This window comes from Vreelandella sp. F11 (assembly GCF_042466685.1).
Classification (GTDB): domain Bacteria; phylum Pseudomonadota; class Gammaproteobacteria; order Pseudomonadales; family Halomonadaceae; genus Vreelandella.
Genome location: NZ_CP170448.1, coordinates 2,880,808 through 2,896,725, shown reverse-complemented (window position 1 = coordinate 2,896,725; position 15,918 = coordinate 2,880,808). Strand labels below are relative to the sequence as shown.

Sequence of the window (15,918 nt, the reverse complement as noted above, 5' to 3'; positions counted from 1 at the left end):
CCATGAGCAACACTTTATCAGCAGACGCTAAGCCAGGGAGTGTGTCCCGCTCCAGCGATCAATCAGGTAGGCCTTTTAAAACGATCGGGCTGATTGGTCGGCTGGGGAGCGACAAAGTGATCGACTCCCTTCAGCGCCTGGTGACCTACCTGACTGCCCATAATTACTCGGTCTTAGTGGAAGACCGCACTGCCACAGCCTTGCCGCATCACGGCCAACCGGAAGCGAGCCGCCGGATGTTGGGTGAGCTGTGCGACTTGGTAATTGTGGTAGGTGGCGATGGCAGTTTGTTGGGTGCCGCACGTGCGCTATGTCGCAGCGGTACGCTGATTCTGGGCGTTAATCGAGGCCGCCTGGGGTTTCTTACCGATATTTCTCCAGATGAGTTGGAAACCCGCGTCAGTGAAGTGCTGGCGGGGGAGTTTGAGGTTGAACAGCGTTTCTTACTCGATACCGTGCTTTATCGTAACGGTGTAGCGGTAGGTAATGGTGACGCCTTGAACGAAGTCGTGCTCCACCCTGGCAAAGCGGTGCGCATGATTGAGTTTGAGCTGTTTATTGATGGTCAGTTTGTCTATAGCCAGCGCAGCGATGGCTTGATCGTTGCAACTCCCACCGGTTCTACGGCCTACGCGCTCTCTGGTGGCGGGCCGATCATGCATCCCAAGCTGGATGTGGTGACGCTGGTGCCAATGTTCCCCCATACGCTGTCGAGTCGCCCCATTGTGATTGATGCCGCCAGCGAAATACGCATTCACATTGGCGAAACCAATCAATCCTATCCGCACATCAGCTGCGATGGACAGACCCGCGCGGTGGCCAAACCCAACGATGTGTTGGTGATAACCCGCAAGCCCGAGCGAATCCAACTGGTGCATCCCATCGGCCATAATTTCTACGAAGTGTTGCGCAGCAAATTAGGCTGGAGCAATCGGCTGGGGGATTGATTATGGAGGGCTATGACCTTATTGGGGATGTCCACGGCTGCGGTGCTACCTTGGCCGCACTGCTGGAAAAACTGGGGTATCACCAGCGCAACGGTGTTTATCGCCACCCCCGCCGTAAAGTAATCTTTCTGGGCGACCTGATTGATCGCGGCCCAAGAATCCGCCTGGCAGTGACCATTGCCCGTCGAATGGTCGAGCAGGGAGAAGCGTACATCGTCATGGGGAATCACGAATATAACGCCCTGGCGTATACCCACCCCGGGCCAGCAGGCAGCCATAAACGCTGGTTGCGCGAGCACACGCCGCGGCATAATCGGATTATTCAAGACACCCTAGAACAGTATCGCGACTATACCAACGAGTGGGAAGATACGCTGGCGTGGTTTAAAACCATCCCGCTGTGCTTGGAAATCGATGGTATCCGCGTGGTACATGCCTGCTGGGATGAGGGGCTGATTGAGGAGCTCAAACAGCGCCGACCAGACGGCTGCATGGACACGCAGTTTCTGGTCGAGTCCACCGACTCTTCCACTCAGGCGTTTAGGATCCTGGATCGTCTCACTCGCGGCCCCCATGTCTCACTGCCTGAAGGTATTGCGATACACTCTGGTGATGGTTTCACACGGAAAAGTTTTCGTGCCCATTTTTGGGCCAAGGCGCCCCAGCAGTGGGGCGATGTGGTCTTCCAGCCGGATAATTTGCCTGGTGATCTTGAATCCCGTGAATTGACCGACCAAGAGCGCCAGAAACTTAGCTACTACGGGCCAGAACAGCCGCCGCTGTTTATTGGTCACTACTGGTGCGAGGGGATACCGGCACTGCCGGCCAATAATATCGCCTGCCTGGACTATAGCGCCGTCAAATATGGGCGTTTAGTGGCCTATCGTTGGAGCGGAGAGACGATCTTAAATGCCGATCATTTTGTCTGGATTAAAGTGCCAAAAGAGGAGCGGGCGCTGCCTAAACCCTGGGAAATCGATTTTGATTAATTGCGGTGATAACAAACGTTTCTTTTGATTACATAAAATTACATATTTTTTTCAAAACAGCTGAACTAACCCTGCTGTCGGCTATCAGAGTAAGTGTTCCCTTGAATGATCCCTTGCTTTTATTCTCCGGCGGTTTCCACCGCCGGTTTTTTTTGCCTGTTTGTTGGCCCTTCGTAGGGTTCATTTCAGTCGTTATCTTCAATAGCTATCCGCTGCGGTCAGCATGCCGCAAGCGCTTTGATTAGGGGGATGTTATGCATCCAGTGATGCTTCTGCCCGATCACGTGGATACCAGCGAACTGCGCCAGGCGCTATGGCGCCATCGCATTGGTCACCGCATTACCGATGAGGCCGACGGCCAACTGCTATGGATCGCCGACCCACGCCAGCTTAATGAACTTAAAGCACTATTAGAGCGCTGGCAGCAGGGGGAGCCCCTGGTGCTTCAGAAGCCTAGACAGCAACCACGCACGATGGCCAACTCCTTGGTAGCGCTAAAACAAGTGCCGGTGACGGCGCTGATGATTGTTATTAGCCTGGTGATATTTGCACTGATTGCTGTTTTTGGCGACCAGTTGATCGTCACGCTAACCATCGTGCCGATAGGTATTTCGGGTGGTGAACTGGCGTTCGGCAATCTGACCCAAACGCTGACCTCAGGCCAAGTATGGCGCTTGTTATCGCCCGCTTTTCTGCACTTTGGCTGGATGCATTTAATCTTCAATTTGATGTGGGTTTGGTATTTCGGCCGCCAGGTCGAGGCCCTCCAGGGCAGCCGTACCATGCTACTGCTGCTTGTTGTGGCGGGGATTGGCGCCAATGTGGCGCAGTACGCAACCGGTACCGTCCTATTTGGCGGCATGTCAGGCGTCGTTTACGCCTTACTGGCGCATGTCTGGTTAATGTCTCGCCGGGTGCCCCGCAGTGGTTTCTTCGTCCCCCAAATGCTGGTGGTCTTTATGCTGGGGTGGATGGTGTTCACCATGACCGATATGGCAGGCAGCGTTGGCTTTGGCAATGTCGCTAATGAAGCGCACTTGGGTGGTCTACTCGTGGGGTTGGCCACGGGCTGGTACTATTCATCCCGCCGTTTGAAAAATCGTTAAGAGGCCTGCAATGAGCGAAATGACGTTCGAAAAAATGATCAACCAAATGACCCCGGCGATTTACGAAAGCCTTAAACAGGCGGTATCGCTGCGCAAATGGCCCGACGGTCGCCGCTTGACGCCGGAACAGACCGAGCTCTGTTTGGAGGCAGTCATGCGTTTTGAGGTGGAGAACAACGTGCCAGAAGAGAACCGAGTAGGCTATCTGGAGCAGCGTACCTGTGGAGCGGCAGCGAGTGGTGCCGGTGTGACGCCTGAGATGGCCGGCTTGGCACGGGATGCCACGCGTGATTGAAGCAGCAGTACCGGGCTTTTCAGTACAGGGCTGTTTAAGCAAAATGGCGGCGGCTTTGCCCAGCTGCCAAGATCAACCGGTGATTTACCACTTGCGTGCGGGCGAACATCGTATCGCCCTTAATGAGCGTATCGGTGAGCCGCTCAGCCTGCGCTGGACGGGAGCGATTGCCTGTACCCACTGCGGGCGAGCAACCAAGAAGAGCTTTGCCCAGGGCCACTGCTACCCCTGCTTCAAGCGGCTAGCCCAATGCGATACCTGCATCATGAAGCCGGAAACCTGCCACTATTTCCAAGGTACCTGCCGTGAGCCGGAGTGGGGCGAGCGGCACTGTTTTCAGCCGCATATCGTCTATTTGGCTAACTCGTCGGGGCTCAAAGTGGGCATTACCCGCAAAACCCAAATGCCCACCCGTTGGTTGGATCAAGGCGCGATTCAGGCGCTGCCGATTCTTGAAGTGGATACCCGTCAGCAGTCCGGGTTTGTCGAAATGCTGTTCAAAGAGCAGGTGGCAGACCGCACCAACTGGCGGGCGATGCTCAAGGGTGATGTCGAGACCCTGGATTTAAGCCTCGAGCGTGACTGTTTGCTCAATCGGTTAGACAGTGGCTTGAACCAACTGCGTGAGACCCACGGCAGTGATTCGATTCGCACGCTGGAAGCGCCACCCCAGCATTTCCACTACCCCGTTAGTGTGTTCCCCAAAAAAGTGGTATCGCACAATTTTGACAAGCAGCCACTGGTGGAAGGCGTGCTGCAAGGCGTCAAAGGGCAGTATTTAATCCTCGATAGCGGGGTGATAAATCTACGCAAATTCACGGGTTACGAGATACAAGTGTGTTAACCGGCTAGCCAGATGAGGGGGTTTTGACTAAGGTTAGGGGGTGATGTGATCCCGCCTTATGCAACGCAAGGAAGCCCCCAATGCCCTGGCTAAAACTGCTTCACATTGCCGCGCTAGTGATCTGGTGCGGCTCTCTGCTTTATCTGCCTGCTTTGCTCAGTCAGGCGCTACAGCTGCGCAAAGACGCGGGCTTCGCCCAAGGCACGCCGCCCATGCCGCGTTTTTTTTATAACTCCATTGCTACCCCAGCTGCCCTGGTGGCGATTGCCTCAGGCACGCTGCTGTTTCTTATCCATGGCTTGCTGGGTGGTTGGCTGATCTTAAAGCTGGGCGCCGTGGTCGCCATGGTGGCTGCGCACGGCTGCTTTGGCTGGTTAATCCTGCGTCTTGAGATGGGTCACTATCGCTGGGTTAAGCCCGCCAACTGGACGGCGCTCTGCTTAGCCTTAGCAGGCATTCTAAGCGTGCTGGGGTTTGTGTTAGCAAAACCGCTGGATTGGAGCTAACACCATGTCTTATAAATCTTTAATCCTCAACCTCGACACCCACCGCGTGTTCATACACCAGCTGGCCACCCAGCCAGCCTGCCAGGGCGATCAACGCGGCGGTGACCAGCGAGACGGCCAGCCCCCAGGGCAGAATTGCGCTGGGGTCGTTGAAGCGCAGCAGCCAGTTCAGCGACGCCAACGAGAGCATAACCACCGCGACAATGGCGTGGCTCCAGCCGGTAATCAGGCGGCGAATGCGCGGCACGGTAACCAGATCGATAATCCCAGCCGTGCTGGCAATCCAGCCCCCAAAAGCGCCGACACCGGCCAGCCACAGGCTTGCGCGCAACCAGAAGGGATCGCCGCTCAGCAGGTAACCGATATCGCTTGCCACCAGCGCCATCAGGGCCGCGACGGGAAAGTGGATCATCACGGGATGAAGCGGATGGCCGGCGAGGGAGGCGCGGCTTTTAATCGAGCGTTGACGAGGTTTTGCCATGGTCACTTCCTGTGGGCCGAAACAGCAATTCAAAGGGTGAGGCACACTATTCAACGCTTAACCCCGCAGCGGGTCAACTCACTTGGCGTAACGCTGGTGCTGTTCGCTGGGCTGCTGCTAACCGGCTGCGCGGGGGATAAGTCTATTTTAGACCCCGCAGGCCCGGCCGCGCGAGATGTGGTGATGATCTGGTGGGTAATGCTAGGGTTTGGCACCCTGGTTTTGGTGCTGGTCACGGCTTTTTGGCTCTATACCTTCAAGCGCAAAGAAGTAACGCGAACGCCTGCTGATGAGCGAAAAATAGCGCGCCGCTGGATTATTGGCGGCGGCATTGTGCTGCCGGTGGCAAGCATTACCGCGCTGCTGGCCTTCGGGGTGCCCACTGGGCAGCGACTTTTAGCGCTGCCACTGGGAGAGCCGCCGGAGGTGATTGAGGTGATTGGCCATCAGTGGTGGTGGGAAGTGCGCTACCCAGGCGCGGAAGGGGGCGAGGTGGTGACCGCTAATCAGCTCATTATGCCGGCCGGAGAACCGGTCGATTTTCACGTTACCGGCGCGGACGTTATTCACGCCTTCTGGGTGCCTCGCCTGGGCGGAAAGATCGATATGATTCCTGGGCGGGTTAATAAGATCCGCCTGGAAGCGGATGAACCGGCGGTATTTGGCGCCCAGTGCGCCGAGTTCTGCGGTGCCCAGCATGCCCAAATGCAGCTCTATGTCGAAGCCGTCGAGCGCGACGAGTACGAGGCTTGGCTTGCCGCTCGCCAAACAGACGCATTGTCGTCGCTAGCGGAAAACGATCAACAGCATGAATCGGCCAGGGAGGCCTTTATGACTCATTGCGCGAGCTGCCATCGGGTAGCGGGACTCTCCTCGGGAGGCGAGGGGCCGGATCTTTCCGATCTTGGCAGCCGGACAAGTCTGGGGGCGGGGATTATGGCCATGGAGGAGGGGGCAGTAACCCGTTGGCTACAGCACCATCAAGATTTAAAGCCGGGCAACAAAATGCCGGCCCACGATACTATTGAGACGGCCACCTTGGAGAGCCTGGGTGCTTGGCTGGAGACGCTCACCCCATGACCACTATCAACCGTGAAGCGACCCCCGAAGGCGATAACATCAAAGGCCCCCATCAACTGCACAGCGACTTGCACGAGATCTGGGGTAACCCACGTGGTTTGAAAGCCCTCACCATTGTTAACCACACCACGCTCGGCTTACGTTTTATGATAACCGGGATGGCGTTCTTCTTGCTCGGCGGGCTGTTAGCCATGCTGGTGCGCACCCAGTTGGCGCTGCCTGATCAAGACTTTATGTCGCCGGATATCTATAACCAAGTCACCACCATGCATGGCACGGTGATGATGTTCCTGTTCGCCATCCCCATGCTGGAAGGATTGGCGATTTATATGATCCCCAAGATGATCGGTGCCCGGGATCTGGTCTGCCCCCGGCTAACGTCGCTGGGCTACTGGTGCTATCTGTTTGGCGGCATTATTTTGTCGTTTAGTTTGGTGCTGGAGATGGCGCCGAATAGCGGCTGGTTTATGTATACCCCGCTGAGTAGCAGCGAATACTCACCGGGGTTGGGCTCGGATTTCTGGCTGCTAGGGATTACCTTTGTTGAGATCTCCGCGCTCTCTGCAGGGGTTGAACTGGTGGTTTCAATACTGCGTACCCGCACCCAGGGCATGGCGTTGCACAAAATGCCGCTGTTTGCCTGGTATATCCTCGCCATGGCTTTGATGATCGTGGTCGGTTTCCCGCCGCTGATTCTGGGCAGTATTTTGCTGGAGCTTGAGCGCGCGGTGGGGATGCCATTTTTTGAAGTGGCCGGCGGCGGCGACCCGATTCTTTGGCAGCACCTGTTCTGGTTGTTTGGCCATCCCGAGGTGTACATCATCTTCCTACCTGCAGCGGGCATAGTCTCCACGCTGATACCGGTGTTTGCTGGCCGTCCGATTGTTGGCTATGGCTGGGTGGTGTTTGCCATTGCCGTGACAGGCTTTATCAGCTTTGGGCTCTGGGTGCACCACATGTTTACCGTGGGTATCCCTCAGTTGGCCCAGGCGTTCTTCTCCGCCGCCAGTATGTTGGTAGCAGTGCCCACGGCGATTCAGGTATTTGTGTGGCTGGCCACGCTATGGCTGGGTAAGCCCAAGATGAAACTGCCGATGCTGTGGATCATGGGCTTTCTGATTATCTTTGTGTGTGGCGGCTTAACCGGGGTGATGCTGGCGCTGGTGCCGTTTAACTGGCAGGTGCACGACACCCACTTTGTGGTGGCGCATATGCACTATGTGCTGGTGGGCGGAATGTTCTTCCCACTAATTGCCGGGCTTTACTACTGGCTGCCACTGTTTTCAGGTCGGATGCCGTCTGAAACCCTGGGCAAATGGGGCTTTTGGCTGACTTTCTTGGGCTTTAACGGCACTTTCCTGATCATGCACTGGACAGGCCTGCTGGGTATGCCGCGGCGGGTTTACTCCTATGAAACGGGCATGGGCTGGGATATTTTCAACCTGCTCTCGTCCATGAGTAGCTTTATCATGTCGGCGGGGATTGCCATGGTGCTGCTCGATTTTGCGCTGCATTTCCGTTTTGGCAAACCCGCTAAGCACAACCCCTGGAACGCGGACACCCTGGAGTGGGCCAACAGTATGCCGCCCAGCGCCTATAACTTTGTCAGTCTGCCAAAGATCGAGACGCGCCACCCACTATGGGATGATCCCGACCTGCCCCGCACCATGGCAGAAGGGCAGCATAGCCTGGCGGTGGCGACTCATGGCCGCCGGGAAATGTGGGGCAGCGACCCGATAACCGGCAAGGTGCGCGAAATCATTCACCTGCCAGGTAACTCATGGTGGCCGCTGTTTGCTGCCATGGCGCTGGCGGTCGTCTGTATTAGCCTGCTAACGCGCCTTTATCCCTTGGCGGGCATTGCGGTGATTATTGCGGGGCTATTTCTGCTGCGCTGGTCGTGGGAGAACGGGGCGCATCCCAAAGCCGCGCCGGATGCGGAGGTTGCCCCCGGCGATCCACCGCTGCACTCTCGCACCATGGATGGCCCCGGCCTTTGGGCCATGTCGATCACGCTACTCGCTAATGGCTCGTTCTTCCTCTCCTATCTATTTGGATGGTTCTATTTATGGACGGTATCTCCAGAGTGGCAGATGCCCGAGTCTTCACCGCTCTCCTTGCTGGGATTGATCCTTGCCGGGGCAGCGCTAACCGCGGGCACGGGAATTTTCGAAAAACTTGTTCGCGGTTTGCGACAGAGTAGGGATGCGGGGCTGGCAGCGGGCATGTATTGCATCAGCGCCCTTGGGTTGGTGCAGGTAGCGGTGACGCTGTGGGTGCTGCTGAGTGCAGATTTGGCGGTGACCGAGACCTCCCATGATGCAATCATTATGGTCGGACTGGCCTATGCTCTGCTGCACGGCGGTTTAGGCGCCGTGCTGGCCCTGCTTCAAGGCCTGCGAGTGGGCTATGGCTATGTGGGTGCTCATGCGCCTTTCGAGCCCGCCGTGGTTGCCCAGTGGTGGCGCTATAACCTGGTGACCTTCTGGATACTGGTGGGTGCGCTCGCGGTACTGCCACGCATAATAGGGAGCTAAGCTGATGACGACTGCGAACAGTGTAATGCAGCGCCTACATCTCACCCATCCCTTGCATTTCGTTATTGGTTTAACGCTATGGTGTATCTGGTTTGTGGCGGTTTATGGTGGGCATGCGGTCGCCTGCGCAGTCGCGCCGCCTGCTCCCGAGCAAGGGGTTTTTAACCTGGTGAATGCCATGCTGCTGATGGTCAGTATCCTAGCAATTGCGTTATTGGCGGCGTTAACAGTGGGCTGTTGCCGGATAGCCAAGCGCCAGGTCGGGCGGCTGCGCTTTAATGCTTCGGTGTCTGCTGGGCTGTATCTTTTCTCTACCTTAGGCGTTGTGTTTGCGGCAATGCCGATTATCGGCATTCCGCCTTGTCTGTGAGTGGCATGACTGACGCCAACGCGGAAAAGCTCTATACCCTCCACGGTATGTGGTGTACCAGCTGCGCCCTAGCCGTGGAGGGCTCACTTAAGCGGCTTGAAGGCGTGCGTGAGGTTAGCGTGCACTACCCAAGCGCAACGCTTTGCATCAGCGGCACACCTGCCATTACCCAGCTCTCGAATCTCGCCGCAAAGGTTAAGCGTCTGGGCTACCGACTGACGGAGCTTGAGCCGGTGGCGGATGCCCATGCGCGTCTAGAGGAGGAGAGCCGCTACTTAACGCTTAGACTGATGGTCGGCTCGTTGTTCGGCATGTGGACAATGCTGGCTTCTCTACTGATCTACGCCGGTGCGCTGCCAAACGTGCAGGTTGAGCAAGTAGTCGCTTGGGTTTCAGGGGCTTTTTCACTGCCCGTTGTGCTGTTTGCCGGCGTGCCGTTTTACCGGGCGGGGTGGCGCACGCTGCTTGCCAAGCGTCCCGGTATGGATGTGCTCGTCAGCCTTGGCGTTATTGGCGCGGTGATGGTGTCGGTATGGCTGCTATGGCGCGGCTCTGCAGAGGTCTACTTCGATACGGCGGTAATGCTGATCGTGCTCTTACTCGTTGGGCGGTTGGTGGAAACGCTGTGCCGCCATCGGGGGTTAAAAGCATTGGATGCCCTGACGCTGCCGAACGTGAACATCACGGCTTGGCAAGAGAAAGCCTGGATATCGCTGCCTGTAGATGACGTGAGCACGGGAATGCGCGTTGAGTTAGCGCCCGGTGCGATGGTGGCTCTTGACGGCGCCCTTGAAGAGCCCGGCTGGATCGACACCGCCTCACTGACTGGGGAAAGCTTGCCGCGACATTTTCAAGCAGAGCAGACGATATACGCGGGCTGCCGTTATTTGGGTGCCACGCCTATCGTCATGCAGGTCAGCGCTGGGGTAGGCCAGCGGCGACTGGATCGGCTGTGTGATGAAATGCGCCGCTATCAGGCCAAAAAAGGCGAATTGCAGAAGCTTGCTGACCGCTTTGCCGCCTGGCTAAGCCCGTTAGCACTAGGGCTCGCGTTACTGACACTGCCCGCTGCGCTGTTATTCGGGTTGGGTTGGGAGGATGCCTTGGTGCGCGCGCTTTCTGTATTAGTCGTGGCATGCCCCTGCGCCGTCGGGCTTGCAGTACCGCTGGCAAGCCTGGCAGGGAGTGGTCAGGCTATGCAGCAAGGGATTGCACTGCGCGACCCCGCAGCGCTTGAAACCCTGGCACGTATTCGCTCGGTCGCACTGGATAAAACCGGTACCTTGACCACCGGCAGCCACGCAGTGCTTCACTGGCTGGCGCGGGAAGGTTTTGATGAACAGATGTTACAACGCAAGCTCAGCGCCGCCGTTGCGGGCAGCGAACACCCCTTAGCGCAGGCGCTCGCCCGCTGGGCGAGTAACCCAAGCGATCAGCCACCTGAACAATGTATAGAGGTCAACGAATCGCCCGGGGAAGGGCGCCGCGTGCAGTTAAGTAGTGGCGAATGGCTGACGGTAGGCAGTGCCCATTGGTTGGCTCGCCAGCGCATCGTGCTGCCTGCCCAAGCGGAGGACGCAACGCTGGCCTTTGCTTCTCAAGTGGTGATCGCCGATGAGGCGGGTTGGCTCGCCACGCTCTATCTCACTGATCAGCCGGTAGGCGACGCCGAACCCAGCGTGAAGCGCTTACTCGCGTCAGGTTATGTAGTGGCGATGATCAGCGGTGACCGGCAGGGCGCGGTGAATTGGTTAGGCGAGCGCGTGGGGCTTCCCCGTGAAGCTTGTTATGCTCAGCGCTCGCCGGAAGCCAAAGCGCGGTTATTGCAAGGACTGCCATCGCCAACGCTCTACGTGGGGGATGGCTTAAACGATACCTTGAGCCTGGTCGCAGCAGAGGTGGGTATCGCGCCATTGAGTGCCAGCGAGGCCGCCCGGGAGGGTGCTTCTGCTCAGCTTATGACACCAGGAGTTGGCGGGGTAGTGAAACTGCTTGGCATTGCCCAGCGCACCCGGCGCACCATGGTGCAGAACCTGTTCTTTTCGGCGCTCTATAACACGCTGGCGCTCGGTTTGGTGATCGTGATGGCAATCCCCCCGTTAATCGCAGTGCTCGCCATGGCAGCAAGCTCGCTGACGGTTACCCTCAACGCTGCACGATTAGCCTGGGCTGAGCCGGAGTAAGAGGGCTCACTAAATGAAGAGAGCTAAATGGCATAGCCAAGTGCCTGTTTAAGGCGCTCTGCATTTGTCGCCACCCAGTGTGGATCTATCGCGCCCCAATTACGTATCTGGTAGCGGCCAATGTTGTGGCGCTCGCCGTCATCTTTAGTAAATACACACTCGATATCCAACTCGGCGAGCGAAGTAATTGTATCCTGTGCAGTGCGTCTCGGCATGCCGGTGGCCTCGATTAACGCAGGCACGCTGGCGATGCCTTGTTCGATCAAATGGGCGACATATAAGCGGCGGTAAAAACTCGATTTGGTTTTGCTAAGCGTGGGCATTCGGCTTCCTTTGCAGCTAATTGTTGCATCTGCCGCTTAGCTTAAATGAATAAATCCTGTTGCGCTCGTGGCGGGCGAAAATCCCGCGTGTTCAAGCCCTGCTCGGTGCGATCCTGCAACTTCCACTGGCGGCTGGCGCGTGCAAAGCGCTGGGCGATTAAATCCGCAAATACCCCTTCACCGCGAAAGCGTTTACCAAACTTGGCATCGTACGCCTTACCGCCCCGGCACTGGCGCATTAGGCTCATCACTTTAGCCGCTCGCTCTGGGTAGTGGGCTTCTAACCACGCTTCAAATAGCGGCGCCACTTCATAGGGCAAGCGCAGCAGCATCCAGGCGGCGGTGCGTGCCCCCGAACGGCTGGCGGCTTCCAAAAGGTTTTCGATTTCATGATCCGTCAGCCCCGGAATCACCGGCGAAATCAGCGTACCTACGGGAATGCCCGCCGTATTAAGTTCACGAATGGCTCGTAAGCGCGCCTGGGGCGACGCCGCTCGTGGCTCTAATGTGCGTTTTAAATTGGCATCCAGGCTGGTCAAGCTGACAAATACGCGTACCAGGCGGTGCTCGGCCATCTCCGCGAGTAGCTCTAAATCGCGCAGCACCAGGGTGCTTTTGGTCACCAGCGTTACCGGATGGCGACACTCCAGCAGCAGTTCAAGTAACTGTCGAGTGGTTTGGTATTTGGCTTCAAGCGGTTGGTAGCAGTCGGTGTTGCCGGAAAGGTTGATGGGGCGGCACACATAGTTGGGATTGCAAAGCTCTTCGGTTAACTGCTCCACTAAACCGCTGCGAGCAATCAATTTGGTTTCAAAATCCAGCCCTGGCGATAAATCCCAGTAGGCGTGGGAGGGGCGGGCGTAGCAGTAAACGCAACCGTGCTCACAGCCGCGGTAGGGGTTCAGCGAGCGATCAAAAGGTAAATCCGGTGATTTGTTCCAGGAGAGTGCACTTTTGCTTACCTCTTCGCGTACTTCGGTGGCGATGGTCGTTAACGTTTCCTCTCGCCACCAGCCGTCGTCTTCTGCCACGCTGTGGGTAGGCGAAAAGCGATTGTGCGGGTCGTAGGTTGCTCCGCGACCTTTATAGGTAGCTGACTGAAAAGGCGAGCCAAGAGATGCCATCTGTCCACCTCCTTTTAGTGGTTTTATATACAGTAGTTGTGAAAAGGCAAGAAAGCAATAGCCCGTAAATGACGGAATACGACAGGTGGCTCCGGTGAAGCTACCCAAGTCACTATGACGGGGCTAATCTGACAAGTGGGTTTGTGAACTCAGCGCCATTGAGGAGACATCATGTCAAAAGTGGTTATTGTGACGGGAGGAAGTCGGGGTATAGGAGCTGCGACTGCAAAACTGCTGGCGACTAAAGGCTATGCAGTGTGCGTCAACTATCTTGCGAACAGAGATCGCGCAAATAGTGTGGTTGATACCATTGTACGTAACGGTGGCCGAGCGTTTGCCCATCAAGCGGATGTTAGCAATGAAGCTGACGTGATCCGCCTGTTTGATGCAGCAGAGGAGCACTTTGGCGAGGTGACGCACTTGGTTAATAATGCAGGGATACTGTTTGCTCAATCCAAGCTGGTCGACATCGACCTGGAGCGCTTCAACCAAGTGCTTAATAGCAACGTGGTCAGCTGTTTTCTTTGCTCCAGAGAAGCCGCCAGACGCTTTCCTGCTGGTAGTGCCATCGTCAATGTCTCATCGCTTGCCTCGCAAACAGGCTCGCCCTTCGAATATGTTGACTACGCTGCATCGAAAGGTGCCATGGACACCCTAACAAAGGGGTTGTCTCGTGAAGTGGCGGGTTCGGGGATTCGTGTTAACGCCGTTCGTCCCGGTTTTATCTACACTGATATGCATGCCGATGGTGGAGAGCCAGGACGGGTTGATCGTTTAGCTCCCCAAATTCCTATGCAGCGTGGCGGTAGCGCTGACGAAGTGGCTAATACCATCGCTTGGCTGCTGTCGGACGAAGCCTCTTATGTAACGGGGTCATTTATTGATGTCGCAGGTGGGCGGTAATGCCGTTCTCGCCTGTATTTCAAACGTTCTAAACGGATGCTGCTTTTGACAAGGAAAGGTCTTAACTCATGACACTTCAACAACACTTCGAACAGTTAGCCACTTATAACCAGTGGATGAACGCTAAACTCTATGATGCCGCCAGTAAGCTGAGCGCCTCTGAACTGAGTGAAGAGCGTGGCGCCTTCTTCGGCTCGATTTTTGGCACACTGAATCACATCACGGTCGCTGACACTATTTGGCTCAAACGGTTTGCCACACATGCCTCCTCTTCCGCAAGAACACTTGAGGTAATGGTGGCACTACCTGCGCAAGAGCGCCTTGATCAGCCTCTCTTTGATGACTTGGAGGGGTTGAAAGCGCATCGTCAATGGCTCGATACCGTGATTATTAACTGGGTAGCGGCGCTTACAGACGACGATGTGAGTACCACGCTGAGTTATCACAACACAAAAGGAGTGGCCTCAAAACGGCGCTACTCAAGCCTGATCGTTCACTTCTTCAACCACCAAACCCACCACCGTGGGCAGGCATCTACTTTATTCTCCCAAGCCGGGGTGGATATTGGCGTCACCGATCTACTGGCGTTGATTCCGGAGGAGGCTTCAATATGATGGTTAACCACTTTTATGGTAGGAAACGGTAAAGAGAGAAAGCCCAGACATATTAGATATGTGTACACTGAAGATCCTTGATAGCGGTGGCTTACATTGAAAAGTGTCACATTACTTACAATAGCTGCGAACACTAGATGATCAAGCTAGAAAAACTTAATGCATCGGATATCGCTGTTGTGCGCAGTATTGCGGTGCATGATGATCAGGTGAAGTTTGTTGGAACTGCTCAGGACTTTCTCGCTGATAAAAACGAGGCTACCCATCTGCATGTGATTAAACACAATGATCAGATGATAGGGTGCTTCAAAATCGATATAGCCTACGCTGATGATTATGATTTTTGCACTAAAGGCAGCATAGGCTTACGCACGTTTCTCATTGACTCCAAGCAGCAGGGTAGAGGGTTCGGAACGTTGGCGGTAAAAGCGCTGTTTCCCTACCTAAAAGAAAACTATGCGAACTACCCTCGGATCTACCTGACGGTGAACGCCAAGAACCCTGCGGCTTACACCTGTTATCGAAAGGCGGGCTTTCATGAGACAGGTGGGCACTACCTGGGTGGTGCTGCGGGGCCTCAACATATTATGTATTGGGACATTGAATGATCGGTCATTTACGCTAAGCGATAGTGAGTCCGTTCAGGCTATTTGGTCAGAATCCACCATCACCGCCACGTTTTTATCGGAGTCGAAACTGGCAGACATGTGCGAGCAGAGAGGCGCTAAAAAGAGCGGATCATCAGAGTCTATTAGCTATGCTTAGTAACAGATAGCTTCCTCACAGCATATACTCTATCCCGTGGCGATATACTTATCCCATTTGCAGAACACGAGACACGGCCCCATGGCAACAGCACAGGATAAGCAGTGGAATATGCAGCCTAATATTCGCTTGGCTAGGCAACTGGCGGTACGGGATGTGCCTGCTTTGGTTTACGATGCGGTGAACCTGGAAGGGGTAGCTATGACGCTGCCGGAGGTTCAGACGATCCTGGATGGTATAACCGTTGGCGGCCATAAAATCAGCGATCAGAATATGGCGATCAACCAGGCAAAAGCTTGGGAGCATATATTCACGCTAGTCGATAAAGGCCAATTTCGCTTTGATAAGCACACCGCTCTAGATATCCATGCCATCGCAGGCAAGGAAGAGGCCTTGGAGTGGGGCAAATTTCGTTCTGGTTATGTAACGATCGCAGGTTCTGACTATGAGCCGCCCGCGCCTGACGAGCTTGATGCTAGATGGCAAGAGGTTCAGCGGCAGGTAGAGAGCGAAGAGGATAGTTACGATCAAGCCATCACTGCTTTTCTACAGATGGCTAGGGCGCAATTCTTTTGGGACGTTAACAAGCGTACTGGCCGATTTATGATGAATGGCATTTTGCTGGCCTACGGATTCCCGATTATTAATGTGCCTGCCAAGCGTCAGCAAGAGTTCAACACCCTGATGATGGATTTTTACTCATCGAACGATATGGCGCCTATGAATACGTTTCTACGCAGCTGCCTAGACCCGAAAATCATCAAAAATTTTAAGCTCGACTTGCCAATCGGTTAATAAGTGGAATGGTGTACTTAATCAAAAACGCCTTGGTTCTCTCAAACCAAGGCGTT

General features: G+C 55.6%; 17 protein-coding genes. 14 read left to right on the top strand and 3 right to left on the bottom strand.

Going from position 1 to position 15,918, the window contains the following annotated elements; all coding sequences use genetic code 11:
- Positions 1-2 precede the first annotated feature (2 nt).
- From ACFIOZ_RS13285 to ACFIOZ_RS13260, 6 genes are all read left to right on the top strand, one after another.
- Positions 3-947, top strand: coding sequence for an NAD(+) kinase (locus ACFIOZ_RS13285; protein ID WP_386078488.1), 945 nt, complete (start codon positions 3-5; stop codon positions 945-947).
- A 2-nt stretch (positions 948-949) separates the two neighbouring features.
- Positions 950-1,936 (top strand): metallophosphoesterase, encoded by a 987-nt coding sequence (locus tag ACFIOZ_RS13280; RefSeq protein ID WP_386078485.1) that lies wholly within the window; start codon positions 950-952, stop codon positions 1,934-1,936.
- Between the two features lie 254 nt (positions 1,937-2,190).
- Positions 2,191-3,042 carry a rhomboid family intramembrane serine protease gene (locus ACFIOZ_RS13275; protein ID WP_386078483.1) on the top strand — a complete coding sequence of 284 codons (852 nt, stop codon included), beginning with the start codon at positions 2,191-2,193 and terminating at the stop codon, positions 3,040-3,042.
- Positions 3,043-3,052: 10 nt separating this feature from the next.
- Entirely contained in the window at positions 3,053-3,337 is a 285-nt protein-coding gene (locus ACFIOZ_RS13270; RefSeq protein ID WP_088700504.1) for a YeaC family protein, read from the top strand.
- 43 nt (positions 3,338-3,380) lie between these two features.
- On the top strand, positions 3,381-4,181 hold the full coding sequence (locus tag ACFIOZ_RS13265; protein WP_386084078.1) for a DUF2797 domain-containing protein: 801 nt from the start codon (positions 3,381-3,383) through the stop codon (positions 4,179-4,181).
- An 80-nt stretch (positions 4,182-4,261) separates the two neighbouring features.
- Positions 4,262-4,687, top strand: coding sequence for a CopD family protein (locus ACFIOZ_RS13260; RefSeq protein WP_386078479.1), 426 nt, complete (start codon positions 4,262-4,264; stop codon positions 4,685-4,687).
- A 19-nt stretch (positions 4,688-4,706) separates the two neighbouring features.
- On the opposite strand, the gene ACFIOZ_RS13255 is transcribed toward ACFIOZ_RS13260, so the two are convergent.
- Entirely contained in the window at positions 4,707-5,168 is a 462-nt protein-coding gene (locus ACFIOZ_RS13255) for a DUF2231 domain-containing protein (RefSeq protein ID WP_035583470.1), read from the bottom strand.
- 36 nt (positions 5,169-5,204) lie between these two features.
- Between ACFIOZ_RS13255 and coxB the strand changes: the two genes are divergently transcribed.
- Genes coxB through ACFIOZ_RS13235 form a run of 4 tightly spaced genes read left to right on the top strand, consistent with a single transcriptional unit; the run spans position 5,205 to position 11,338 of the window.
- Positions 5,205-6,248 carry a cytochrome c oxidase subunit II gene (coxB, locus tag ACFIOZ_RS13250; RefSeq protein ID WP_386078476.1) on the top strand — a complete coding sequence of 348 codons (1,044 nt, stop codon included), beginning with the start codon at positions 5,205-5,207 and terminating at the stop codon, positions 6,246-6,248.
- Entirely contained in the window at positions 6,245-8,785 is a 2,541-nt protein-coding gene (gene ctaD, locus ACFIOZ_RS13245; protein ID WP_386078473.1) for a cytochrome c oxidase subunit I, read from the top strand. The genes coxB and ctaD overlap by 4 nt, the downstream gene beginning before the upstream one ends.
- Before the next feature lie 4 nt (positions 8,786-8,789).
- Positions 8,790-9,155: a hypothetical protein gene (locus ACFIOZ_RS13240; protein WP_386078471.1), complete on the top strand. Its 366-nt coding sequence runs from the start codon at positions 8,790-8,792 to the stop codon at positions 9,153-9,155.
- A gap of 5 nt (positions 9,156-9,160) precedes the next feature.
- Positions 9,161-11,338 carry a heavy metal translocating P-type ATPase gene (locus tag ACFIOZ_RS13235; protein ID WP_386078469.1) on the top strand — a complete coding sequence of 726 codons (2,178 nt, stop codon included), beginning with the start codon at positions 9,161-9,163 and terminating at the stop codon, positions 11,336-11,338.
- A gap of 23 nt (positions 11,339-11,361) precedes the next feature.
- On the opposite strand, the gene ACFIOZ_RS13230 is transcribed toward ACFIOZ_RS13235, so the two are convergent.
- Both ACFIOZ_RS13230 and ACFIOZ_RS13225 read right to left on the bottom strand, forming a co-directional pair.
- Entirely contained in the window at positions 11,362-11,661 is a 300-nt protein-coding gene (locus tag ACFIOZ_RS13230; protein ID WP_386078467.1) for a winged helix-turn-helix domain-containing protein, read from the bottom strand.
- 41 nt (positions 11,662-11,702) lie between these two features.
- Positions 11,703-12,785, bottom strand: a complete 1,083-nt coding sequence (locus ACFIOZ_RS13225; RefSeq protein ID WP_386078464.1) for a PA0069 family radical SAM protein — start codon at positions 12,783-12,785, stop codon at positions 11,703-11,705.
- Between the two features lie 171 nt (positions 12,786-12,956).
- Between ACFIOZ_RS13225 and ACFIOZ_RS13220 the strand changes: the two genes are divergently transcribed.
- The 4 genes from ACFIOZ_RS13220 (at position 12,957) to ACFIOZ_RS13205 (ending at position 15,862) form a co-directional block, all read left to right on the top strand.
- Complete coding sequence (locus tag ACFIOZ_RS13220) at positions 12,957-13,688, top strand: SDR family oxidoreductase (protein ID WP_386078462.1); 732 nt, start codon at positions 12,957-12,959, stop codon at positions 13,686-13,688.
- 68 nt (positions 13,689-13,756) lie between these two features.
- Positions 13,757-14,302 carry a DinB family protein gene (locus ACFIOZ_RS13215; protein ID WP_386078459.1) on the top strand — a complete coding sequence of 182 codons (546 nt, stop codon included), beginning with the start codon at positions 13,757-13,759 and terminating at the stop codon, positions 14,300-14,302.
- A gap of 137 nt (positions 14,303-14,439) precedes the next feature.
- Positions 14,440-14,910 (top strand): GNAT family N-acetyltransferase, encoded by a 471-nt coding sequence (locus tag ACFIOZ_RS13210; protein ID WP_386078457.1) that lies wholly within the window; start codon positions 14,440-14,442, stop codon positions 14,908-14,910.
- Positions 14,911-15,148: 238 nt separating this feature from the next.
- On the top strand, positions 15,149-15,862 hold the full coding sequence (locus ACFIOZ_RS13205; protein WP_386078454.1) for a Fic family protein: 714 nt from the start codon (positions 15,149-15,151) through the stop codon (positions 15,860-15,862).
- The last annotated feature ends 56 nt before the right edge of the window (positions 15,863-15,918 follow it).

What these genes read in the sequence shown, in the direction of transcription:
- ACFIOZ_RS13285 (WP_386078488.1), top strand. Translation starts at nt 3, where the DNA reads ATGAGCAACACTTTATCAGCAGACGCTAAGCCAGGGAGTGTGTCCCGC.
- ACFIOZ_RS13280 (WP_386078485.1), top strand. Translation starts at nt 950, where the DNA reads ATGGAGGGCTATGACCTTATTGGGGATGTCCACGGCTGCGGTGCTACC.
- ACFIOZ_RS13275 (WP_386078483.1), top strand. Translation starts at nt 2,191, where the DNA reads ATGCATCCAGTGATGCTTCTGCCCGATCACGTGGATACCAGCGAACTG.
- ACFIOZ_RS13270 (WP_088700504.1), top strand. Translation starts at nt 3,053, where the DNA reads ATGAGCGAAATGACGTTCGAAAAAATGATCAACCAAATGACCCCGGCG.
- ACFIOZ_RS13265 (WP_386084078.1), top strand. Translation starts at nt 3,381, where the DNA reads ATGGCGGCGGCTTTGCCCAGCTGCCAAGATCAACCGGTGATTTACCAC.
- ACFIOZ_RS13260 (WP_386078479.1), top strand. Translation starts at nt 4,262, where the DNA reads ATGCCCTGGCTAAAACTGCTTCACATTGCCGCGCTAGTGATCTGGTGC.
- ACFIOZ_RS13255 (WP_035583470.1), bottom strand. Translation starts at nt 5,168, where the DNA reads ATGGCAAAACCTCGTCAACGCTCGATTAAAAGCCGCGCCTCCCTCGCC.
- ctaD (WP_386078473.1), top strand. Translation starts at nt 6,245, where the DNA reads ATGACCACTATCAACCGTGAAGCGACCCCCGAAGGCGATAACATCAAA.
- ACFIOZ_RS13240 (WP_386078471.1), top strand. Translation starts at nt 8,790, where the DNA reads ATGACGACTGCGAACAGTGTAATGCAGCGCCTACATCTCACCCATCCC.
- ACFIOZ_RS13235 (WP_386078469.1), top strand. Translation starts at nt 9,161, where the DNA reads ATGACTGACGCCAACGCGGAAAAGCTCTATACCCTCCACGGTATGTGG.
- ACFIOZ_RS13230 (WP_386078467.1), bottom strand. Translation starts at nt 11,661, where the DNA reads ATGCCCACGCTTAGCAAAACCAAATCGAGTTTTTACCGCCGCTTATAT.
- ACFIOZ_RS13225 (WP_386078464.1), bottom strand. Translation starts at nt 12,785, where the DNA reads ATGGCATCTCTTGGCTCGCCTTTTCAGTCAGCTACCTATAAAGGTCGC.
- ACFIOZ_RS13220 (WP_386078462.1), top strand. Translation starts at nt 12,957, where the DNA reads ATGTCAAAAGTGGTTATTGTGACGGGAGGAAGTCGGGGTATAGGAGCT.
- ACFIOZ_RS13215 (WP_386078459.1), top strand. Translation starts at nt 13,757, where the DNA reads ATGACACTTCAACAACACTTCGAACAGTTAGCCACTTATAACCAGTGG.
- ACFIOZ_RS13210 (WP_386078457.1), top strand. Translation starts at nt 14,440, where the DNA reads ATGATCAAGCTAGAAAAACTTAATGCATCGGATATCGCTGTTGTGCGC.
- ACFIOZ_RS13205 (WP_386078454.1), top strand. Translation starts at nt 15,149, where the DNA reads ATGGCAACAGCACAGGATAAGCAGTGGAATATGCAGCCTAATATTCGC.